18 protein-coding genes are annotated in these 22,061 nt (G+C 69.4%); 5 read left to right on the forward strand and 13 right to left on the reverse strand.

Features of this window, described 5'->3' with window-relative positions; all coding sequences use genetic code 11:
* Positions 1-1,538, reverse strand: a 1,538-nt coding sequence (gene glmS, locus AC31A1_RS21520; RefSeq protein WP_489654866.1) for a glutamine--fructose-6-phosphate transaminase (isomerizing), incomplete at its 3' end; no start/stop codon positions are given.
* A gap of 14 nt (positions 1,539-1,552) precedes the next feature.
* A complete protein-coding gene (locus AC31A1_RS21525) occupies positions 1,553-1,810 on the reverse strand; it encodes a hypothetical protein (RefSeq protein ID WP_033283838.1) in 258 nt (85 codons plus the stop codon).
* Between the two features lie 165 nt (positions 1,811-1,975).
* Here AC31A1_RS21525 and AC31A1_RS21530 point away from each other — a divergent pair, with 165 nt between their 5' ends.
* A complete protein-coding gene (locus AC31A1_RS21530; RefSeq protein WP_489654867.1) occupies positions 1,976-3,553 on the forward strand; it encodes a purple acid phosphatase family protein in 1,578 nt (525 codons plus the stop codon).
* Between the two features lie 71 nt (positions 3,554-3,624).
* Here AC31A1_RS21530 and AC31A1_RS21535 read toward each other — a convergent pair whose 3' ends face one another.
* Positions 3,625-4,503, reverse strand: coding sequence for a DUF4429 domain-containing protein (locus AC31A1_RS21535; protein WP_489654868.1), 879 nt, complete (start codon positions 4,501-4,503; stop codon positions 3,625-3,627).
* Between the two features lie 95 nt (positions 4,504-4,598).
* Between AC31A1_RS21535 and AC31A1_RS21540 the strand changes: the two genes are divergently transcribed.
* The gene (locus AC31A1_RS21540) at positions 4,599-6,188 is read left to right on the forward strand and encodes a beta-N-acetylhexosaminidase (protein WP_489654879.1); all 1,590 of its coding nucleotides are present in this window, start codon (positions 4,599-4,601) and stop codon (positions 6,186-6,188) included.
* A gap of 71 nt (positions 6,189-6,259) precedes the next feature.
* Here AC31A1_RS21540 and AC31A1_RS21545 read toward each other — a convergent pair whose 3' ends face one another.
* The 6 genes from AC31A1_RS21545 to AC31A1_RS21570 all read right to left on the reverse strand — a co-directional run bounded on the left by AC31A1_RS21545 (position 6,260) and on the right by AC31A1_RS21570 (position 13,463).
* Positions 6,260-8,038: an IucA/IucC family protein gene (locus tag AC31A1_RS21545; protein WP_489654869.1), complete on the reverse strand. Its 1,779-nt coding sequence runs from the start codon at positions 8,036-8,038 to the stop codon at positions 6,260-6,262.
* Positions 8,035-8,601, reverse strand: coding sequence for a GNAT family N-acetyltransferase (locus AC31A1_RS21550; protein ID WP_489654870.1), 567 nt, complete (start codon positions 8,599-8,601; stop codon positions 8,035-8,037). The genes AC31A1_RS21545 and AC31A1_RS21550 overlap by 4 nt, the downstream gene beginning before the upstream one ends.
* A complete protein-coding gene (locus AC31A1_RS21555) occupies positions 8,598-9,875 on the reverse strand; it encodes a lysine N(6)-hydroxylase/L-ornithine N(5)-oxygenase family protein (protein ID WP_489654871.1) in 1,278 nt (425 codons plus the stop codon). Before AC31A1_RS21555 ends, AC31A1_RS21550 begins: the two co-directional genes overlap by 4 nt.
* Entirely contained in the window at positions 9,859-11,301 is a 1,443-nt protein-coding gene (desA, locus tag AC31A1_RS21560; protein ID WP_489654872.1) for a lysine decarboxylase DesA, read from the reverse strand. Before desA ends, AC31A1_RS21555 begins: the two co-directional genes overlap by 17 nt.
* A 152-nt stretch (positions 11,302-11,453) precedes the next feature.
* On the reverse strand, positions 11,454-12,299 hold the full coding sequence (locus AC31A1_RS21565) for a siderophore-interacting protein (RefSeq protein ID WP_489654873.1): 846 nt from the start codon (positions 12,297-12,299) through the stop codon (positions 11,454-11,456).
* Between the two features lie 114 nt (positions 12,300-12,413).
* The gene (locus tag AC31A1_RS21570) at positions 12,414-13,463 is read right to left on the reverse strand and encodes an ABC transporter substrate-binding protein (protein ID WP_489654874.1); all 1,050 of its coding nucleotides are present in this window, start codon (positions 13,461-13,463) and stop codon (positions 12,414-12,416) included.
* Between the two features lie 281 nt (positions 13,464-13,744).
* Here AC31A1_RS21570 and AC31A1_RS21575 point away from each other — a divergent pair, with 281 nt between their 5' ends.
* Positions 13,745-14,917, forward strand: coding sequence for a polyprenyl synthetase family protein (locus tag AC31A1_RS21575; protein WP_489654880.1), 1,173 nt, complete (start codon positions 13,745-13,747; stop codon positions 14,915-14,917).
* Entirely contained in the window at positions 14,914-15,588 is a 675-nt protein-coding gene (locus tag AC31A1_RS21580; RefSeq protein WP_489654875.1) for a biliverdin-producing heme oxygenase, read from the forward strand. Before AC31A1_RS21575 ends, AC31A1_RS21580 begins: the two co-directional genes overlap by 4 nt.
* Positions 15,589-15,595: 7 nt before the next feature.
* On the opposite strand, the gene AC31A1_RS21585 is transcribed toward AC31A1_RS21580, so the two are convergent.
* The 4 genes from AC31A1_RS21585 to AC31A1_RS21600 are packed head-to-tail and all read right to left on the reverse strand — an operon-like array spanning position 15,596 to position 21,403.
* Positions 15,596-16,756 (reverse strand): acyl-CoA dehydrogenase family protein, encoded by a 1,161-nt coding sequence (locus AC31A1_RS21585; RefSeq protein ID WP_489654876.1) that lies wholly within the window; start codon positions 16,754-16,756, stop codon positions 15,596-15,598.
* Positions 16,757-16,761: 5 nt separating this feature from the next.
* On the reverse strand, positions 16,762-17,700 hold the full coding sequence (locus AC31A1_RS21590; protein ID WP_489654881.1) for a hydroxymethylglutaryl-CoA lyase: 939 nt from the start codon (positions 17,698-17,700) through the stop codon (positions 16,762-16,764).
* Positions 17,701-17,723: 23 nt separating this feature from the next.
* Positions 17,724-19,727: an acetyl/propionyl/methylcrotonyl-CoA carboxylase subunit alpha gene (locus AC31A1_RS21595; RefSeq protein ID WP_489654882.1), complete on the reverse strand. Its 2,004-nt coding sequence runs from the start codon at positions 19,725-19,727 to the stop codon at positions 17,724-17,726.
* 59 nt (positions 19,728-19,786) lie between these two features.
* Entirely contained in the window at positions 19,787-21,403 is a 1,617-nt protein-coding gene (locus AC31A1_RS21600; protein ID WP_489654877.1) for a carboxyl transferase domain-containing protein, read from the reverse strand.
* 116 nt (positions 21,404-21,519) lie between these two features.
* On the opposite strand from AC31A1_RS21600, the gene AC31A1_RS21605 reads away from it, so the two are divergent.
* Positions 21,520-22,061, forward strand: a 542-nt coding sequence (locus AC31A1_RS21605; RefSeq protein WP_489654878.1) for an SACE_7040 family transcriptional regulator, incomplete at its 3' end; no start/stop codon positions are given.

Below are 22,061 nucleotides of genomic sequence, written 5' to 3' on the forward strand. Positions count from 1 at the left end.
GGCTCGATGAGGGCGAGGGGGCCGTGCTTCAACTCCGAGGCGGGGTAGGCCTCGGCGTGGATGTACGAGACCTCCTTGAGCTTCAGGGAGGCCTCGCGGGCCACCGGGTAGCCGCGGACCCGGCCGATGAAGAGCATCGAGCGGGCCTCGGCGTACTCGGCGGCCAGCTTCTTGATCTCCTCCTCCTGGTCCAGGATCTCGGTGATCTGGGCCGGGAGCTTGCGCAGGCCCTCGATGATGCGCTTGCCGTCGCGGACCGAGAGGTCGCGGGTGCGGCCGAGGTGGAGGGCCAACAGGGCGAAGGCGACGGTGGTGTTGGTGAAGCACTTGGTCGAGACGACACAGACCTCGGGGCCCGCGTGGACGTACATGCCGCCGTCCGCCTCGCGGGCGATCGCCGAGCCGACGACGTTCACCACGCCGAGGACGCGGGCGCCCTTGCGCTTCAGCTCCTGGACCGCTGCCAGGACGTCGTACGTCTCACCGGACTGGGAGACCGCGATGTAGAGGGTGTCGGGGTCGACGACCGCGTTGCGGTAGCGGAACTCGGAGGCCGGCTCGGCGTCCGCGGGGATGCGGGCCAGCTCCTCGATCATCTGGGCGCCGATCATGCCCGCGTGGTACGAGGTGCCGCAGCCGAGGATCTTCACGCGGCGGATCTGCCGGGCCTCGCGGGCGTCCAGATTCAGGCCGCCGAGGTGCACGGTGGAGAAGCGGTCGTCGATGCGGCCGCGCAGCACGCGGTCCACGGCGTCGGCCTGCTCGAAGATCTCCTTGTGCATGTAGGTGTCGTGGCCGCCCATGTCGTAGGAGGCGGCCTCCCACTCGACGGTGGTGGGCTCGGACGTGGTGCGGGTGCCCTCGGTCGTGTATGTCCGGAAGTCGTCGGCCTTGAGGGTGGCCATCTCGCCGTCGTCCAGCGTCACTATCTGGCGCGTGTGCGTCACCAGCGCGGCGATGTCCGAGGCGACGAACATCTCCTTCTCGCCGATCCCGAGGACCACCGGGGAACCGTTTCGAGCCACCACGATGCGGTCGGGGAAGTCGGCGTGCAGGACGGCGATGCCGTAGGTGCCCTCGATCACCCGGAGGGCGTCGCGGACCTTGTCCTCCAGCTTCTCCTGCTGCGAGCGGGCGATGAGGTGGGTGAGGACCTCGGTGTCGGTCTCGGAGAGGAACTCGACGCCGTCCGCTTCGAGCTTCTTCCGGAGGTCGGACGCGTTGTCGATGATGCCGTTGTGGACTACGGCGACCTTGCTGTCGGCGGACAGGTGCGGGTGGGCGTTCACATCGGAGGGGGCGCCGTGCGTGGCCCAGCGGGTGTGGGCGATTCCGGTGGTGCCCTTGAAGCGCGCCGGGACCTTGGCCTCCAGGTCACGGACCCGGCCCTTGGCCTTGACCATCTTCAGGCCGGCCGTCCTGGGGGTCGTCACGACGATGCCCGCCGAGTCGTAGCCGCGGTACTCCAGCCGTTGCAGGCCCTCCAGCAGAAGCGGAGCAACGTCACGCCTGCCGATGTATCCGACGATTCCGCACATATGTATAGGTGTTCCTAGCCGTAGACGATGCGGCGCAACTGCCTGAGCGTGAGCTCCGGTGGTGCGACCGCCCGGTATTTCAGGTCCGCCTCGATCCGGTCGAAGATCGTCGCGTTCACCAGGCCCTGGGCCTGGAGCTCGCGGTGGCGGCGACGGACGTACTCCTCGGTCGTCTCGTCGAAGTAGGCGAGCACGTCCTGGATCACCCGCAGTGCCTCGCCCCGGTTGAGGGGGGAGGAGCGCGTCAGATGATCAACGAGTTCGTCGTGCACCCGGTTGATCCTGGGGTACCGAAGGGCGGTTTGCAAGAATCCTGCCCGATATCGGGCAACGGCCTGTTGAAAGTCTTATGGGGCTCTGTTCGTAAGCTGTCCATCCTGTGTCTTGCGCACCGTTGCTCATGTCGACGAGTTTCAGACGCCATGGACATTCCTCGTATGGGAGTACCCGCGGAGCTCGCAGAGCGCATGAGCATGGCGGAGCAGCACGAGTACCTGCGCGCGAGATTCTCGCGGCGCACGATGGTCAGAGGCGGTGCCGTGACGCTCGGCGCCATCGCGGGTGGCGTGTTCGTACCGGGCCCGGTCGCCCAGGCGGCCGTCCCCAGCCAGGCCTCCGCCACCTACGCCTCCACCTCCGGCGAGTCCGTCGACGGGGCCCTCGTCTCCCCGTTCGGCCGGCACCTCGCCTTCGGCAACGACCCGAGCACGGAGGTGACGGTCTCCTGGCAGGTCCCGACCAACGTGAAGAAACCGTTCGTCCGGATCGGCGCGCACCCCTGGGACCTCTCCCGCAAGATCGAGGCCGAGGTGCGCACGCTCTACACCCCGGCGGGCGTCGGCGCGAGCGGCGACCACACCCAGTACTACCTGCACGCCAAGCTGACCCACCTGCGCCCGGGCAGGACCTACTACTACGGCGTCGGCCACGCGGGCTTCGACCCGGCCGAGGCCCACCTGCTCGGCACACTGGGCACCTTCACCACCGCCCCCGACCACAAGAAGCCGTTCACCTTCACGGCCTTCGGCGACGAGGGCGTCGGCTACCACGGCCTGGCCAACAACAGCCTCCTGCTGGGCCAGAACCCGGCCTTCCACCTGCACGCCGGCGACATCTGCTACGCCGACCCGGCCGGTGCCGGCAAGACCACCGACACCGGCTTCGACTCGCGCACCTGGGACCAGTTCCTCGCGCAGACCGAGTCGGTCGCCAAGTCCGTGCCGTGGATGCCCGCCTACGGCAACCACGACATGGAGGCCTGGTACTCGCCCAACGGCTACGGCGGTGAGGACGCCCGCTGGAACCTGCCGGACAACGGCCCCGACAAGGCGAACCTGCCGGGCGTCTACTCCTTTGTCTACGGCAACACGGCGGTCATCTCGCTGGACGCCAACGACGTGTCCTTCGAGATCCCGGCCAACCTCGGCATCTCCGGCGGCACCCAGACCACGTGGCTGGAGGCGCAGCTCAAGAAGTACCGCGCGTCCAAGGACATCGACTTCGTGGTGATCTTCTTCCACCACTGCGCGTACTGCACCTCGACGGCGCACTCCTCGGAGGGGGGAGTGCGCGACGAGTGGGTGCCGCTGTTCGAGAAATACACGGTGGACCTGGTCATCAACGGCCACAACCACCAGTACGAGCGCACCGACGTCATCAAGAAGAACGCGGTCGTCAAGAAGCTGCCGATCGGCGGCACGGCGTACCCGGAGACCGAGGGTGTCGTCTACGTGACGGCGGGCGCGGCCGGCCGCAGCCTGTACGCGTTCTCCGCCCCGGACTCCTACGAGGGTCACGTCGCCGACCTCGACTCGGTCGCCGCCTTCGTCAACACGAAGGACGGCAAGGTCAACGAGACGGTCGCGTGGTCACGCGTCCGCTACCTCAACTACTCGTTCCTGCGCGTCGACGTCCAGCCCGCCTCGCGCGGCCGTACGGCGACCCTGACGGTCCGCGGCATCGCCGAGACCGGCGCCGAGATCGACCGCTTCACGGTCGCCCGCAAGGCCAAGTAGCTCCGACTCAACCCGAGTTACGCCCGGAAGGCAGGGCGCCACTCATCCCGCAGGCGGTCCTCCCCGGATGGTCACATCCGTTTGAGGACCGCCTGTTTGGCCATCGCGAACTCCTCGTCCGTGAGCACCCCGTCCCGGTGCAGCTCCCCGAGTTCCCGCAACCGCCGCAGCAGCGCGTCATGGCCGTCCCCCGCCGCGGCCGCCAACTGCCGTACCGGCTCGGGCTGTTCAGGCCGTACGTCCGTCTCGGCGGCCGGGTGCGGGAGGCGGGCCTGTACGGCCGCGGCGACCAGGGCCATCAGCGGGTCCTTCTTGAAGCCCCACAGCTCAACGGAGTTGGGGTCGTACTTGGGCGGTGCCTTGGTCGGCGCGTTGCGCACCGAGAAGCGGATGTAGCCGTTCTCCAGCCCGGCCGACGGGCGCCATTCCACGCCGACGAGGTCGGTGACGGCGAGGGTGCGGGCGCCGGCGGCGGACTTGGCGTCCTCGGTCTTCCAGTTCCACTCCAGCCGGACGCGCTCGCCGTCGAAGCTCGCCGTGCCGTCCCCGGCGGACACCGAGAGCGGCACGGCGGGGCCCGGCAGCAGGTACGTGTCCACCGGGTCGGCCGGGACCTGGTCCAGCAGCAGGGCGTTGCGCACCTCGTCCACGAAGTACTCCGCGACGCCGTACCGGTCCGACTCGACGGGGAGTTGGTAGGGGTCGTCGCCCTCGGCGAGCCGCCCGCCCGTGGCGTGCAGCAGCGGGTCGGCGCCGTCGCGCAGCCGCAGTCTCAGCCGCCCGGACTTCCGGCCCTGTTCGAAGGAGACGCCCGCCAACGCGCCCAAGGGGACGACGAGTTCGCCGAGTGTCTTGCGGAACAGGCCGACGTTCTTGTCCCGTCCGGGAGTCAGCCGCAGGGCGTCGCCGTCGAAGATCCAGGTGCCGTCCTTCTGGATGATTTCCGCCATAGGAGGGATTCTTCCACCGGCCAGGCGACAGAATGGTCTGTACCTGTCCGGGCTCAAAGGAAGTTCAAAGGAAGGGACCGCTCGTGAGACGCCTTGTGAGACAGCGCCACAGAACGACCCGCCTCCTCGGTTCGCTGCTGCTCGTCGCCGCCGCGAGCGTGTCCGTCGTCGGCGCCGCACCTTCCGCCGCGCCCGCCGCCGCCACCCCGCTGGGCCGGGTGGTCCCGGCGCCCGCCAAGGTCACCCCTGCGGGCCATCCGTACCGGATCACGAGCGGCACCCGTATCCGCGTCGACGACACACGGGAGTCGCGCCGGATCGGCGCGTACCTCGCGGGCATCCTGCGCCCCTCCACCGGGTACCGGCTGCCGATCACCTCACGCGGCAAGGGCGGCATCCAACTCCGCCTGACGAAGGGCCTGTTCGGCGCCGAGGGCTACCGGCTCGTCAGTGGGGTCTCGGGGGTCACCATCACCGCGAGCAAACCCGCCGGACTCTTCCACGGCGTGCAGACCCTGCGCCAACTCCTGCCCGCCGCCGTCGAGAAGAACTCCGTGCGGCGCGGCCCCTGGCAGATCGCGGGCGGCACCATCGAGGACTCCCCGCGCTACGCCTACCGCGGCGCGATGCTCGACGTCTCCCGGCACTTCTTCACCGTCGCCCAAGTCAAGCGCTACATCGACGAGTTGGCGCTCTACAAGATCAACACCCTGCATCTGCACCTCAGCGACGACCAGGGCTGGCGCATCGCCATCAACTCCTGGCCCCGCCTGGCGACTTACGGCGGCTCGACCGAGGTCGGCGGCGGCACCGGCGGCTACTACAGCAAGGACGACTACAAGGAGATCGTCCGCTACGCCTCCTCGCGCTTCCTGGAAGTAGTCCCCGAGATAGACATGCCGGGCCACACGAACGCGGCCCTCGCCTCCTACGCCGACCTGAACTGCGACGGCGTGGCGCCCCCGCTCTACACGGGCACGGACGTCGGCTTCAGCTCGCTGTGCGTCGCCAAGGACCTCACGTACAGCTTCGTGGACGACGTGATCCGTGAGCTGGCCGCGATCACCCCGGGCCGCTATCTGCACATCGGCGGCGACGAGGCGCACTCCACCAGCCATGAGGACTACGTCAAGTTCATGGACCGGGTACAGCCGATCGTCACCAAGTACGGCAAGACGGTGATCGCCTGGCACCAGATCACCGGAGCCCACCCGGTGAAGGGCGCCCTCGCCCAGTACTGGGGTCTCGACGACACCGACGCCGCCGAGAAGGCGCAGGTCGCCGAGGCCGCGAAGAACGGCACCGGGCTGATCCTCTCGCCCGCCGACCGGGTCTACCTCGACATGAAGTACACCGAGGACACCCCGCTCGGCCAGGACTGGGCAGGCCTCGTCGAGGTCAAGCGGTCCTACGACTGGGACCCGGGCAACTACCTTGCCGGGGTGCCCAGTTCGGCGATCAAGGGGGTCGAGGCGCCGTTGTGGTCGGAGACGATCGTGACCGGCGCGAACATCGAGTACATGGCCTTCCCGAGGCTGCCGGGCGTGGCCGAGCTGGGCTGGTCGCCGGCCTCGACGCACGACTGGGACACGTACAAGGTGCGGCTCGCGGCACAGGCCCCGAGGTGGGACGCGCTGGGGATCGACTACTACCGGTCGCCCCAAGTTCCTTGGCCCGCACGTTAGTCGAGCAGGCCCTGCACATGGGGCGGGCACCCCGGGGGACCGTACCTCGGGGTGCCCGCCTGCTTGTGGTGTCAGAACCCGGCGATGGGGTTCTTCAGGGTGCCGACGAGCTGGAGCGCGCCGGACGGGTCCGCCAGGTCCACCATCTGCTTGTTGTCGCGCAGTTGGAGGCGGTTGAGGCAGGACAGCGAGAACTCGGGGGCGAACATGTCGTACTGCCGGAACTTGTCGGCGAGTTCGGGTGCCGCGTCCTGGTACTCACGGGTGACGTCCGCGACCGTGCGCCAGAAGTCGTCCTCCTCCAGGACTCCCTCGGCGGCCAGGCCGGCGGCGAGGAAGCGGAAGAAGCAGTCGAAGACGTCGGTGAAGATCGACAGCAGTTTCTTGTCCTCGGGGACCTCGACCCGCAGCCGCTCGACCGTCGGCGGCAGCACCGCGTCCGGGTCCATGACGGCGATCTCCTCGGCGATGTCCTTGTAGATCGCGCGCTCGACGACACCGTCCTTCAGGACCAGGATGACGTTCTCGCCGTGCGGCATGAACACCAGGTCGTAGGCGTAGAAGCTGTGCAGCAACGGGGTGAAGTACGCCCGCAGATACCGCCGCAGCCACTCCGCCGGGGCCAGCCCCGACCGCTCGATGAGCGCGCCGGCGAAGGACGCGCCCTCGTGGTCCAGGTGCACCAGCGAGGCCATCGTCGCGAGGGTCTCGCCGTCCTGGAGCGAGGAGACCGGGCTCTCGCGCCACAGCGCGGCGAGCATCTTGCGGTACGGCGAGTAGCGGTCGGTCGCGGCCTCGTACTCCAGGTGGCGGTAGCCGACTGCGGCCTGCTCGCGGATGATCGACAGGCCGGTGGACTTCAACACCGGGTCGTTGTCGATGAGTTGGGCGAGCCAGTCGTTGATCGCCGGAGTCGCCTCCATGTAGGCGGCCGAAAGTCCGCGCATGAAACCCATGTTGATGACGGACAGGGCCGTCTTCACGTAATGCTTCTCGGGGTTGGACCTGTTGAAGAAGGTCCGGATGGACTGCTGAGCGAGGTACTCGTCGTCGCCCTCGCCGAGGCACACGAGGTGGCCGCGGGCGATCTCGGCGGCGAAGGTGACGCTGAGCTTGTTCCACCACTGCCAGGGGTGGACGGGGATGAGGAGATAGTCGTCGGGGTCGAGCCCCCGGTCGACCAGGGTCAGCCCGAACCGCTCCACGGTCCCGGCACCCAACTCCCGCCGTATGAACGACTCGTACTCGATGCCCACGCCCGCCGTGAACGCGGCTCGGGAGCGGTGCGCGGCCAGCCACACCAGCCGGACCGGGCTCGTGGTCTCGGGGGCGTACGAGAGGTACTCGTGGATGCCGAAGCCGAGCCGGCCGTTGTTGGCGACGAAGCAGGGGTGGCCCTCGGTCATCCCCGTCTCGATGGCCTGGAAGTCGCTCTTCACCAGCTTGGCGACCGGGATCTGCGGCTTGGTGAGCTTGTAGCAGGTGCCGGCGAGGGTGGAGGAGATCTCCTCCAGGTAGACCGGCAGGATCTCCGCGGTCAGCCCGAGCGCCTGCTTCAGCTCGATGAAGAAGTCCAGGGCGGCGAGGGGGAGTTCGGCGCCGTCGCGGTGCCGGGTGATCGAGTCGGCGTCGACCTGCCAGTGGTCGAGGGCGTGCCGGGTGGCGGTGAACCGGTAGCGGGTCAGACCGTCGTCACTGCGGACGACGTACAAGTCGCCGTTCTCCTCGACGAGTTCGGGGGTGATCAGCCGCTCGTGCGCGAACTCGGCGAGGGCCTTGCGGATCAGGAGGCGGTTGGCCTTCTCCCAGCGTTCGGGGGAGAGGTGGGCCACGGCGTCGGCGAGGCTCATGCGGACACCGCCGTGGCCGCGGCGCTGTGCCTTTTGAGGAAGCGTTCCCGTGTGCAGAAGCTCAACAAGGCTTTCTTCTCCGGCTTTTGGATCTCGCGCTCGGGCACGAACCCGACCGCCTCGTTCAGGGCGTGGACGGCGGTGTTGGACACGTCCGGTTCCACGACGACACGTTCGACGGCCGGGTCCTCGAAGAGGCGGGCCATCACGGCGGTGATCACCGCACGGGTGAAGCCGTGGACGGGCGTCTCGGTGGCCGGTGTCAGGAAGTGCATGCCGACGTCACCGGGCAACGGCTCGTACAGCCCGACCAGTTCGCGATGACGGGGGTCGTAGTACTCCATCAGGAAGGCGGGGACACCGTCCTGGAGCCCGAGCAGCGCGTGCTGGTGCTCGTCGGCCGCGATCTCCATGTACGCGCGCTCGACGTCCTCCAGCTTCGCGTCCTGCATCATCCAGAACGCGGCCTTGGGGTGCGTGAGCCACCGGTGCAGCAACTCGGCGTCCTGGAGCGGGTCGAGGGGGCGGAAGGCGAAGGTGTCTGTGCTGGTGAGGGTGCTCATACGGCGAACTCCTGGAACGCGATGGTCTGTTCGACCGGGTAGTACTCGGTGCCGAGCAGCTCACGGATGATGTACGAGTTGCGGTACGCGCCCATGCCCAGGTCCGGGGACGTGATGCTGTGCGCGTGGACGCCGGCGTTCTGGAGGAAGACGCCCCGGCCCGTGGTGTCGATCGAGTAGTTGCGCGCGATGTCGAAGTTGCCCCGGGAGTCGTAGCGCAGCCGCTCGTGGACGGGCTTGAGGAACTCCGGCTCGGCGTACTTGTAGCCGGTGGCGAGGATCAGGCCCTGGGAGCGCAGGGTGTAGTCCTTCTCCTGCTCCTCCTGGCGCAGCCCCAGCTCGTACACCCCGTCGCGGTAAGTGGCGCTGTCCAGCGAGGAGTTGGTGAGCAGCCGGGTGGGGACGGGGCCGCCGACCTTCTTCTGGTAGAGCAGGTCGAAGATCTCGTTGACGAGGTCGCCGTCGATGCCCTTGAACAGGCCCTTCTGCTCGGCCGTGAGGCGGTAGCGGGTCTGCTCCGGCAGGGCATGGAAGTAGTCGATGTACTCCGGGGAGGTCATCTCCAGCGTGAGTTTCGTGTACTCCAGCGGGAAGAACCGCGGCGAACGCGTCACCCAGTTCAACTCGTAGCCGTGGACGTCGATCTCACTGAGCAGGTCGTAGTAGATCTCGGCGGCGGACTGCCCGCTGCCGACCAGCGTGATCGACTCCTTGGCCTGCAACTCCGCTTTGTGCTGCACGTAACGGGAGTTGTGGATGAAGTCACCGCCCAGTCCGGCGACGGCCTCCGGGAGATACGGCGGGGTGCCGGTGCCCAGGACCAGGTGACGGGCGCGGTACACGTCACCGGCCTCGGTGTGGACGACGTAGACCTCGTCCTCGTACGTCACTTCCGAAACCGTCGTGCTGAAGCGCACGTTGGACAGCCGGCCTGCGGCCCAGCGGCAGTAGTCGTCGTACTCGACGCGCAGCGGGTAGAAGTTCTCGCGGATGTAGAAGGGGTACAGACGCCCCTTCTCCTTCAGGTAGTTGAGGAAGGAGTACGGCGAGGTCGGGTCGGCGAGGGTGACCAGGTCCGACATGAACGGGGTCTGGAGGTGGGCGCCGTCGAGGAACATGCCGGCGTGCCACTCGAAGTCGGGCTTCGAGTCCAGGAAGACGCCGTCGAGTTCGGTGATGGGCTCGGTGAGGCAGGCGAGGCCGAGGTTGAAGGGTCCGAGCCCGATGCCCACGAAGTCGTAGGTCTTGGTGGCGGGTTCAGGAAGCGCGGTCAAGGGACTCTCCCAGGTACTGCTCGGCGTGGCCGGCGATCAGGTCGAGGACGGCCGCGATGTCGTCGGCCGTCGTCTCGGGGTTGAGCAGGGTGAACTTCAGGTAGTGGCGGCCCGCGACCTTGGTGCCCGCGACCACCGCGTCACCGGAGGCGAACAGGGCCTTGCGGGCGTACAGGTTGGCGCGGTCGATCTCGGCCGGGTCGGTGACGGCGGCCGGGATGTAGCGGTAGACGAGGGTGGAGAGCGAAGGCTCGACGACCACGTCGAAGCGGGGGTCGGCGGCGAGCAGCTCCCACCCCTGCGCGGCCAAGTCGCAGACCTCGTCGAAGAGTTGGCCCACACCGTCGGCGCCCATCACGCGCAGCGTCATCCACAGCTTGAGCGCGTCGAAGCGGCGGGTGGTCTGGAGGGACTTGTCGACCTGGTTGGGGATGCGCTCGTGCACCATGCGGCGCGGGTTGAGGTACTCCGCGTGGTAGGTCGCGTGGCGCAGGGTGTCGGCGTCGCGGACGAGCAGGGCGGACGAACTCACCGGCTGGAAGAAGGACTTGTGGTAGTCGACGGTGACCGAGTCGGCGCGCTCGATGCCGTCGATCCGGCCCCGGTACTTCAGCGAGGCGAGCAGACCGCAGCCGTAGGCCGCGTCGACGTGCATCCACACCCCGAACTGCTCGCACAGGGCGGCGACTTCGGGCAGCGGGTCGATGGAGCCGAAGTCGGTGGTGCCTGCGGTGGCGACGACGGCCATGGGGACAAGACCGGCGTTCTTGCAGCGCTCCAACTCCCGGGCGAGCGCGACCGTCTGCATCCGCTTGTCGGCGCCGACGGGTATCGAGACGACGGCGTCCTGCCCAAGTCCCAGCAGTTTCGCGGACTTCTTCACGCTGAAGTGGCTGACTTCGGAGGCGAAGATACGCAGTTTGGCGAGTGTGTCGGTCTTCGCCTCCTCGCGGGCCAGCAGCAGGGCCTGGAGGTTGGACTGGCTGCCGCCGGAGGTGAACACGCCGTCGGCGTGCGGCCCGAGGCCGATCCGCTCGTTCGTCCAGTCGATCAGTTTCCGCTCGATGAGCGTGCCGCCGGCCGACTGGTCCCAGGTGTCCAGGGAGGAGTTGACGGCGGAGAGCACCGCCTCACCGAGCACGGCCGGGATGACGACCGGGCAGTTGAGGTGCGCGAGATAGCGGGGGTGGTGGAAGTAGATCGCGTCACGCAGATAGACCTCGTCCAGCTCGTCCAGCACCGCGGCGGTGTCGTGGAGCGGGCGGTCGAGGTCGATCCGGTCGATGAGGGGGGAGAGGGCGTCGACCGTGACGCCGGTGAACGGCCGTTCCGTGGTGGCGAGTTTGGCCGCCACCCGCTCCACGCCTTCCGTCACGGAGCGGCGGTAGTGCTCCGCAGTCGTGTCATTGAGCAGGTGCGAGCGCATGTGGGGGTCCTCCGGTGGGGAAGTCCGTGCGGGACAGGTGAGCGGCGAGGTTCCGCAACATCAACTTAGGTAAGCCTAACCTAACTTCACGCCCAGGAAACCCGCCGCTCCCGTGACAGCCGTCACTCACGCCCCAGCTGCCCCTCGCACCGTCACCCGGCGTCGCGCAACTGCTCCTCGCTGAGCCCCTGCCGCCAGTACCCGACGAACGTCACCCGCCGCCGGTCGAACCCACGCTCACCCACGAAGTGCCGCCGCAGCGCCTTCACTTGACCGGACTCGCCCGCGATCCACACGTACGGCCGCTCGGCGGCAGGGAGTTGGGCATCCCGAAGGGCGCCGAGGGCCATGGGGGACCCCTCGGCGCCCTGGTTCTCCCGCACCAGCCAGGTGACTTCGGCATCGGCGTCGGTCGCCAAGTCCTGGATGTCACCGGCATGTCGGACTTCCAGCCACACCCGCACGCGGATGCCGGCAGGCAGCGCTTCGAGGATGGCGGAGACGGCCGGCACGGCGGTCTCGTCCCCCCACACGACCACGAGATCAGCATCCTCCGGCGGCCGGAACCGAATCGCCCGATTGTCCGCGACCGCCGGCCCGAGCAACACGACCCGATCACCGGCGGAGGCGAGGGAGGCCCAACGGGAGGCAGGCCCGGCGGGTTCGTGCAACACGAAGTCGATGTCGATCTCGCTCGTGCTGCCTTGGGTGTCGCGGCGCAGGGCGCGCAGGGTGTACGACCGCATCACGGCCCGTACGTCGTCCGGGAGTTCACGCCAGCCCTGCCACCACCCGTCGCCGAGCTCGAACGGCACGGCGGGCTCCAGCTGGCCGGGTTGGGGGAGGAAGAGCGACAGGGACTGGTCACACCCGTCGGAGAAGAAGTAAGCCAGATCGTCCCCGGCAAAGGAGACCCGAACGAGAGACGGCCCAAGCCGCTCCGTCCGCACGACCTGGAGGGAAAAGAAGCGGAACGGGGCGGCTACGGCCGTAGTCATAGGGGGGTTCCTTCGGAGAAACGGGAGGTGGTCGTGCCCCGAAGGGGCGCGGGGAACTGCGCGACCAGCCACAACCGGCCCGCAGCTCCCCACGAAAGCGAAACCACCCCTAAATCAACTGACCTTCTTCGCGTTCTCGATCGCCTTCGCCAGATCCTCGAGCAACGGCGCACACTTGGCGTAGGACAGAATCGGCTCAGGATTACGCGCGATGACCTGCCCAGTCTTGACAGCGGGCAGCTTCTTCCACGTGCCCTCGGTAATGTCAGCGGGCTGAATCGCCGAAGTCCGGTTGTCCATCATGATGACGTCCGCCCCGTACTTGTCGACGTTCTCCCAGCTCAGGTTCTCGAACCACCCACCGCTGGCCTTCAGCGCGGACGCCGCCGGCTCGACGAAGTTCACGCCGAGAGCCTTGTAGTACTCAAGGTCGGCGGAGAGGTTGGACCCGGAGACGTAGAAGATGTCCTGGCTCGCGGAACCCGCGAGGACCTTGATGTCCGGCTTGGCCTTCGCCGCGGCGCGCAGCCGGGCCGCCGCGTCCTCGAACCGCTTCTTCGCCGCGGTGATGGTGGCCGAACTCGTGTCCGCGCCAAGGGACTTGGCGAGCTCCAGCATCCGCGCGAGCGGCGTCGGCAGCTGGATGTCGTACACCGAGATACCGACGGTCGGTGCCCCCACGGCGAGGATCTTCTTCTTCGACTCCTCCGGGACGTACCAGAGCGTTCCGGCCGAGTCGAACATCGTCGTGATGAGGACGTCGGGGGAGAGGGCCGCGTACTTCTCGATGTTGAACTGGCCCCACTCGTTGCCGATGATGGTGACCTTGCTGATGTCGAGGTCGCCGGCCTGCACGTCGGCCTTGCCGTCCTTCAGCTTCGTCGGCCCGAAGACGCCCTTGGACTCGATGCCGTAGTCGTGCAGCGCGGCGGCGACACCGATGAACGAGACGATGTTCGCCGGGACCTTGTCGGCCTTCGCGGTGGTGCCGCGGTCGTCCTTGAAGGTCCAGGGGCCGGACTTGGCCGCCGCCGTCTCCTTGTCCGAGCCACCGCTTTTCGCGTCGTCGTCGCCGCAGGCCGCGAGCACGGCACCGAGGCCGAGGGCGCCGCCCGCGGCGAGGATGCCGCGGCGGGAGAGGTGGGTGGCACGGGCGTTGGACATGTGTGGCTGCTTTCGAACAGGGCGGGAGCGCCCGCCGGACAATTCGAAGGTAGGTTAGCCTAACCTCACCATCTGTCCAGTGGGCGGGGTGTTCGCCGACCGGGTCTGTACGCGCCCTGTGCCCGGCCTGTGCGGGGCTCATGGGTCCATGTCCTCTGCGATTTGGCTTTCAACCGCCTTGTCTCGTCCGGTCGTTGTGATCACGCTCCTTCTACGGGGATCTGCGCACTGTTGTTCGGCACTGTTGTTCGGTCGTCTGCGGAGGTGGAGTGGCTACCACGATGGATGTGACGGACGTGGAAGCGGTGGTCCGGAGCGACGCGGCCCTGCTGGAGGACGACCTCGCCGAGTTCCTCGACGCGCTGACCGCCCCGGCGCGGACGGCGGCGGTCTCCGTCTACGACACGGCCCTGCGCCGCGCCCTGTACGAACCGGTCGCCGACGCCCTCGGGTCGAAAGTGGGCCAGCAGGCGCTGCCCCCCGCGGCCGGGGCACCTGGCGGCCGGGCCCCGCTGCGGCCCTCGATGGTGTACTGGGCGTACCGCAACTACCGGGGGTTCCCCGAGGAGGCGGAAGGGTTCTCCGAGGAGGCGGAAGGGTTCTCCGAGGAGACGGAGGGGTTCTCGGAGAAGGCGGACGCCGTTTCCGACCTCGCGGTGATCCGCCGCACGGCAGTTGCCGTAAGGATTCTGCTGAAGGCGGCGGTAGCCCTCGACGACATCCAGGACGGCAGCGACGTCCGCTACGGCGAACCCGCCCTCCACGCCACCCACGGCACCCCGCTCGCCCTCAACGCCGGCGCCTGGCTGATCATGTCCGCGCTCCGGCACGCGGCCGACCCCGCCGTCGTGGACAGCCTGGTGCGCTCCGTCGGCAGCGGCTTCACCGGACAGGCCGTCGACATGTCCTCGCGTACGGCGCTCACGCGCGCCGAACTGCTGGCCGCGCCGCGCGCCACACGGGTCGACTTCTGGGAGTCGACGGCAGCGCTGAAGACCGGAACCCTGTTCTGGATGCCGCTCGACGCGGCGGTCGCGGGGCTGCGCGTGGTCGAGGACGACCGGCTCGCCCTGGACGGCGCGATGCGTCAACTGGGTCTCGCCAGCCAGCTGTTCAACGACCTGACCGACTTCGTGCCCGAGTTCGGCGGCGCCAACACCCACGAGGACTTCGACGGCCTGGGCAACCGGGTCTTCCTGGAACTCCTCGACGAGGACGGCGACGTACCGCCCGGCGAGGACTTCAAACCGTACGTTCTCGGTCACCCCCGCCTGGAGCGCACGCTCCTCGCGCTCGCCGAGGAGGCCGTGGCCCTGAAGCGCGCCGCGAAGGACGCCGTGCACGGCGTGTGCCGCTCCGAGCGCAGCGCCGCCTACTTCGACGTGACGATCGAACGCAAGGGCCACCTCATCGACCGTCTGCTCGCGACGGTCCGGCAGCGGAGCGGCGTATGACGGACACGCGCACGGACATCGACTCCGGTACGAGCGTGAGCACGGTGACCCAGCGGCTGCGCAGCGGCACCCGCGCCTGGCACGAGGCCCTGGAGCACACGGGGTTCGCCACCGCGATGCTCGCCGGGACTCTGCCGCTCGACCGCTACGTCGGCCAACTCGCCGCCTACCGCCCGGTGTTGGACACCCTGGAGTCCGAACTCACCCGCACCACCTGCCCGTCGGTCGCCGCGGTGTGGTCGCCCGACCTCGTCAAGCTCCCCCTCCTCGAACGCGACCTGCACCACTTCGCGGCCGCCCGGGGCGCCGCCCCCGAACCCGGCCCGGCCGCCGAGGAGTTCGTGCGTGAGATACGGCGCACCGCGGCCACCGAACCCCGTGAACTCCTCGGCTTCCTCTACGTGTTGGAGGGCTCCACCCTCGGCGCGATGTTCCTGTGCCGCTACGTCACCGAGGCGTACCGGCTCACGGACGGGAACGGCGCCTCGTACTACGGCAGCGGCGACCGCACCCGCTGGGCGGCCTTCACCGAGCGCCTCGATCGCGCGCTCGGCGAACCCGCCGTACAGGAACGGGTGGTGGCCGCCGCCGAACGGGCCTACCGCCACATCGCCCTGATCTCGGGGGAGTTGTCGGCAGGCCTGAGCGCCTCGGCGCCTGGGCCCGTGTAGCCGGCTGTCAGCCCGTGAGGCCCAACTCGCGGGCGATCAGCATCCGTTGGACCTCGCTGGTGCCCTCGCCGATCTCCAGGATCTTGGAGTCGCGCCACATGCGGGCCACCGGGTACTCGTTCATGAAGCCGTAGCCGCCGTGCACCTGCGTGGCGTCGCGCGCGTTGTCGACGGCGATGGTGGAGGAGTACAGCTTGGCGAGGGCGGCCTCCTTCTTGAAGGGCTCGCCGGCGACCAGGCGGGAGGCCGCGTCGCGCCAGGAGAGCCGCGAGGTGTGGGCCTTCATCTCCATGTCGGCGATCTTGAACTGGATGGCCTGGTTGGCGCCGATCGGCCGCCCGAACGCGTGCCGTTCCTTGGCGTACTTCACCGACTCGTCGACACAGCCCTGGGCGAGACCCGTCGCGAGCGCCGCGATGGCGATGCGTCCCTCGTCGAGGATGCGCAGGAACTGGGCGTAGCCGCGGCCCAGTTCGCCGAGCAGGTTCGCCGCCGGGACCCGGACGTCCGCGAAGGACAGCTCACGGGTGTCCGAGGCGTTCCAGCCGACCTTCGAGTACGGTGCCGCGACCGTGAAGCCGGGTGTCCCGGACGGCACGATGATCGACGAGATCAGGGGCTTGCCGCCGGGCCCCCGGCCGGTGACCGCGGTGACCGTCACCAGACCGGTGATGTCCGTACCGGAGTTGGTGATGAAGCACTTGGAACCGTTGATCACCCATTCGTCGGTGTCCGGGTCCAGCCGGGCCGTCGTCCGCGTCGCGCCCGCGTCGGAGCCGCCGTCCGGCTCGGTCAGCCCGAAGGCGCCGAGGATCTCGCCGGAGCACAGCCGGGGCAGCCACTCGGCCTTCTGCGCGTCGGTGCCGAAGAGATGGATCGGCATCGCGCCCAGCGACACCCCGGCCTCCAGGGTGATCGCGACCGACGAGTCGACCCGGGCCAGCTCCTCAAGGACGAGGCCGAGCGCCAGATAGTCGCCGCCCATCCCGCCGTACTCCTCGGGGAACGGCAGCCCGAACAGGCCCATGCGGCCCATCTCGCGGACGATCTCGTACGGGAACTCGTGCCGCTCGTAGAAGTCGCCGATCTTCGGCGCCACGACGTCGTGCGCGAACTCCTCGACCGTACGGCGGAGTTCTTCCAGCTCGGGGGAGAGACGGTGGTCCATGGCGGTCACTGCTCCTTGTGGGGCTGTGCTGTTTTGCCGAGGGCGCGGACGGTGCGGGACGGGCTGGGTCGGCCCAGTTGTTCGGCCATCCACACGCTGGTGGCGGTGAGACGGGCGAGGTCGACTCCGGTGTCGATGCCGAGGCCCTGGAGCATCCACACGAGGTCTTCGGTGGCGAGGTTGCCGGTGGCGGACTTGGCGAACGGGCAGCCGCCGAGGCCTCCGGCTGAGGCGTCCACGGTGGTGACGCCGTGCTCCAGGGCCGCGTAGGTGTTGGCCAGTGCCTGGCCGTAGGTGTCGTGGAAGTGCACGCCCAACACGTCGGTGGGGACGTGCTGTTCATTGAGCGCGGCCAGCAACTCCAGTACGTGCCCGGGAGTCGCGACGCCGATCGTGTCGCCGAGGCTCAGCTCGTCGCAGCCCATGTCGACCAACGCCCGGCAGACACGCACCACTTGGGCGATGGGGACCGCGCCCTCCCAGGGGTCGCCGAAGCACATGGAGACGTAGCCGCGCACATGGGCGCCCTCGCCCTTGGCGCGGGCCACGACCGGAGCGAACACCGCCAGCGACTCGTCCACCGTGCGGTTGAGGTTGGCCTTCGCGAAGGACTCGGTGGCGCTGGCGAAGACGGCGACGCGGGTCGCCTTCAGGGACAGCGCCCGGTCGAGTCCGCGGCCGTTCGGCACGAGGACCGGGAGCTCCATGCCCGGCAGGTCCCGCACGAGCGGGAACAGCTGCTCGGCGTCGGCCAGTTGGGGCACCCACTTGGGGTGGACGAAGCTCGTCGCCTCGATCGTGGTCAGGCCCGCGTCGGCCAGCCGCCGCACGAACTCGGCCTTCACCTCCGTGGGCACGGTCGACTTCTCGTTCTGAAGCCCGTCCCGCGCCCCCACCTCGTGAATGCGCACCCGGGCGGGCAGATCGGGGGCCGGTACGACCATCGGGAGTGTCTCCGGTCCGCGTGTCACTGGTCCTCCTCCACGGGTGTGACGACCGCCAGCACCTGGTCCATGGCGACCGTGGCGCCGGGTGTCACGTCGAGTTCGGCGACGGTGCCGGCGTGCGGCGCGGAGACGACGTGCTCCATCTTCATCGCCTCCACCACCAACAGGCTCTGCCCCGCGGCCACTTGATCCCCCACGGCGACCTTCACCACGGTCACCGTCCCCGGCATCGGCGCGGTCAGCGAACCGGCACCGGACCGGTCGGCCCCGCTGAGCGAGGCGGCCACCGGGTCGTGGTCCCGCACCTGCCAGGCGTCCCCGTCCCGGCCGAGCCAGGTGCCGTCCGGCAGGGCGGTGAAGGTGTGGACGAGTCCGTCGAGCCGCAGGACGAACCGGCCGTCGGGCCCGGCCCGGCCGGACCCGACGAGAGGCCTCTCGGCGCCGTCCGGCAGGAGTTCGGTCCCGCCCTCGGGCGTGCGGCGTACGCGCACCGTCACCGGGTCGTGGCCAGGCACCTGGAGCGGATGCGCCGTCCAGGCCCGCTCCCCGCCCAGCCGCCAGCCGTCCGTGGCGGCGAACGGGTCGGCCCAGCCGGAGCCCCGCCCGGGCGCGAGCGCCGCGTGCCGCAGCAGCGCCGCCGCCGCGTAGACCTCCACCGGTACCTCGCCGGGCACGAGCCCGTCCGCCTCCCGCTCGACGAGCCCGGTGTCCAACTCGCCCGCCACGACCGCCGGATGAGCGAGCAGCCGCCGTAGGAAACCGGCGTTCGTCGGCACGCCCAGCGTCACCGTGTCCGCGAGGGCCGCCCTGAGCTTCCTGAGCGCGGTCGCGCGGTCGGGGCCGTAGGCGATGACCTTGGAGAGCATCGGGTCGTAGAGGCTGCCGACCTCGGTGCCTTCGGAGAGGCCGGAGTCGGTGCGGATGCCGTCGCCCGAGGGTTCGTTCAGTTTCAGGACGGTGCCGCCGGAGGGGAGGAACCCGCGCGCGCCCTCTCTGACAGACACGGTCTCGGCGCAGATGCGGGCCTCGATCGCGTGGCCGGTGAGTGTGATGTCGTCCTGTGCGAAGGGGAGTCGCTCGCCCGCCGCCACCCGCAGCTGCCACTCCACCAGGTCGAGGCCGGTCACCAACTCCGTTACCGGGTGCTCCACTTGGAGGCGGGTGTTCATCTCCATGAAGTAGTACGACGAGGGGTCGTCGCCCGGCACGATGAACTCGACCGTGCCCGCGCCCGCGTACCCGCACGAGCGGGCCGCCTGTACGGCCGCCTCGCCCATCGCCGCGCGCGTGGCCTCGTCCAGGAGGACGCTCGGGGCCTCCTCGACGACCTTCTGGTGCCGGCGCTGCAAGGAGCACTCGCGTTCGCCGAGGTGGACGACGTTGCCGTGGCCGTCGGCCAGGATCTGGATCTCGATGTGGCGGGGGCGGTCGACCCAGCGTTCGACCAGGAGGGTGTCGTCGCCGAAGGAGGCGCGGGCCTCGCGGCGGGCGGCGGCGATCTCGTCGTCCAGGAGGGTGAGGTCGCGGACCAGGCGCATGCCCTTGCCGCCACCGCCCGCCGACGGCTTGAGGAGCACAGGTGCGCCCAACTCGTGGGCCGCCTTGGCCAGTTCGGGGTCACGGCCGCCGGGGACGACCGGGACCCCGGCCGCCTCCACCGTCTCCTTGGCGCGGATCTTGTCGCCCATGAGGGCGATCGCGTCGGCCGGAGGTCCGATGAAGACCAGCCCGGCGTCGGCGCACGCGCGCGCGAAGGCCGCGTTCTCCGCGAGGAATCCGTAACCCGGGTGCACGGCCTGCGCGCCCGAGCGGGCCGCCGCCTCCAGCAGCCGCTCCACCGACAGATAGCTCTCGGCCGCCGGTGCGGGCCCGAGCCGTACCGCCGTGTCGGCCTCGCGGACGTGCCGGGCGTCCGCGTCGGCGTCGGAGAAAACGGCCACCGAGCGCACGCCGAGCGAGCGCAGGGTGCGGATGACGCGGACCGCGATCTCGCCCCGGTTGGCCACGAGGACCGTCCCGAACATCCCGGGTACCTCGGACGGCTCCGGAATCTCGAATGTGTCGACCATCTCGGGCACCCTCATCACATCCGGAAGACGCCGAACTGGGGGTCTCCCAGGGGCGCGTTGGCACAGGCGGTCAGGGCGAGACCCAGCACCTGGCGGGTCTCCGTCGGGTCGATGACCCCGTCGTCCCAGAGGCGGGCGGTGGCGTAGTAGGCGTTGCCCTGACGCTCGTACTGCTGCCGGATCGGGGCCTTGAAGGCGTCCTCGTCCTCGGCGGGCCACTCCTCCCCACGCCCTTCCAACTGGTCCCGCTTCACGGTCGCGAGGACCGACGCGGCCTGCTCGCCGCCCATCACGGAGATCTTGGCGCCGGGCCACATCCACAGGAAGCGCGGCGAGTACGCCCGGCCGCACATCGAGTAGTTGCCCGCGCCGTACGACCCTCCGACCACCACCGTCAGCTTGGGCACGCGCGCGCAGGCGACGGCGGTGACCATTTTGGCGCCGTGCTTGGCGATGCCGCCCGCCTCGTAGTCCTTGCCGACCATGAAGCCCGAGATGTTCTGGAGGAACACCAGGGGGATGCCGCGCTGGTCGCACAGTTCGATGAAGTGGGCGCCCTTCTGGGCGGATTCGGAGAACAGGATGCCGTTGTTGGCGACGATGCCGACCGGGTGGCCGTGGACGCGGGCGAAGCCGGTGACCAGGGTCTGCCCGAACTCGGCCTTGAACTCGGCGAAGCGCGAGCCGTCGACCACGCGCGCGATGATCTCCCGTACGTCGTAGGGGGTACGGGAGTCGACCGGGACGGCGCCGTAGATCCCGTACGGGTCGACTTTCGGCTCCACCGACTCGGTGACCTCCCAGGGGAGGGCCCCGCGCGCGGGGAGCGTGGCGGCGATGGTGCGGACGATCCGCAGGGCGTGCGCGTCGTCCTCCGCGAGGTGGTCGGTGACGCCCGACACGCGTGCGTGGACGTCGCCGCCGCCCAGCTCCTCGGCGGTGACGACCTCGCCGGTGGCGGCCTTCACGAGGGGCGGCCCGCCGAGGAAGATCGTCCCCTGATTCCGGACGATCACGGCCTCGTCGCTCATGGCGGGGACGTAGGCCCCACCGGCGGTGCAGGACCCGAGCACGGCGGCGATCTGCGGAATCCCCGCCCCTGACATGCGGGCCTGGTTGTAGAAGATCCGCCCGAAGTGGTCCCGGTCCGGGAACACCTCGTCCTGCATGGGCAGGAAGGCGCCCCCGGAGTCGACGAGATAGATACAGGGGAGGCGGTTTTCGAGGGCGATCTCCTGGGCGCGCAGATGCTTCTTCACGGTCATCGGGTAGTACGTCCCGCCCTTGACCGTGGCGTCATTGGCGACGATCACGCACTCGCGGCCGCTGACCCGGCCGATCCCGGCGATGACACCGGCGGCCGGGGCGGCCCCGTCGTACATCCCGTCGGCGGCGAGGGGAGCCAGCTCCAGGAAGGGCGAGCCGGGGTCGAGCAGCGTGTCGACGCGGTCGCGGGGGAGCAGCTTGCCGCGCGCGGTGTGCCGGTCCCGGGCCCGCTCACCGCCGCCGAGCCGGGCCGCGGCGAGCTTCCGCCGCAGTTCCTCGCCCAGCGCGCGGTGCGCCGCCTCGTTGGCCCGCCACGCCTCCGACGCGGGATCGGCCGCGCTCGTCAGCTCCGGTGCCTCTTGCATTCTGTGGGTCCCCTCGCACAGCGATCGGCTGTCATCGACTGTCATCGACGGTTAATGAGCGTTAACCATTTCCTTCAGGTTAACGACCGCTAACCTCCCTGTCTAGAATTGCTTCCATGACCACGAGAACCGACGCCCCCACCCGCCGCGAGCAGATCCTCAAGGAGGCCGCGCGGCTCTTCGCCGAGCGGGGTTTCCACGGCGTCGGGGTCGACGAGATAGGCGCGGCGGTCGGCATCAGCGGACCCGGCCTGTACCGCCACTTCCCGGGCAAGGACGCGATGCTCGCCGAGCTGCTGGTCGGCATCAGCGGCCAGCTGCTCACGGGCGCGAAGCGCCGCCTGGCGGAGGCGGAGGGCGTGACCTCCTCGGAGCTGCTCCTCGACTCCCTCATCGAGGGCCACATCGACTTCGCCCTGGACGACCGCCCCCTGATCACGCTCCACGACCGGGAGCTGGACCGACTCCGGGACACGGACCGCAAGCTGGTGCGGCAGCTCCAGCGCCAGTACGTCGAGCTGTGGGTGGAGGTCGTACGGGACGTCTACCCGGAGCTGGCCGAACCCAGCGCGCGGTCGGCGGTCCACTCAGTGTTCGGCCTGCTCAACTCGACGCCGCATCTGGGGCGGCCGGGGTCGCTGCCCGGGCGGGGGGCGAC

The organism is Streptomyces sp. P5F9 (assembly GCF_057961495.1).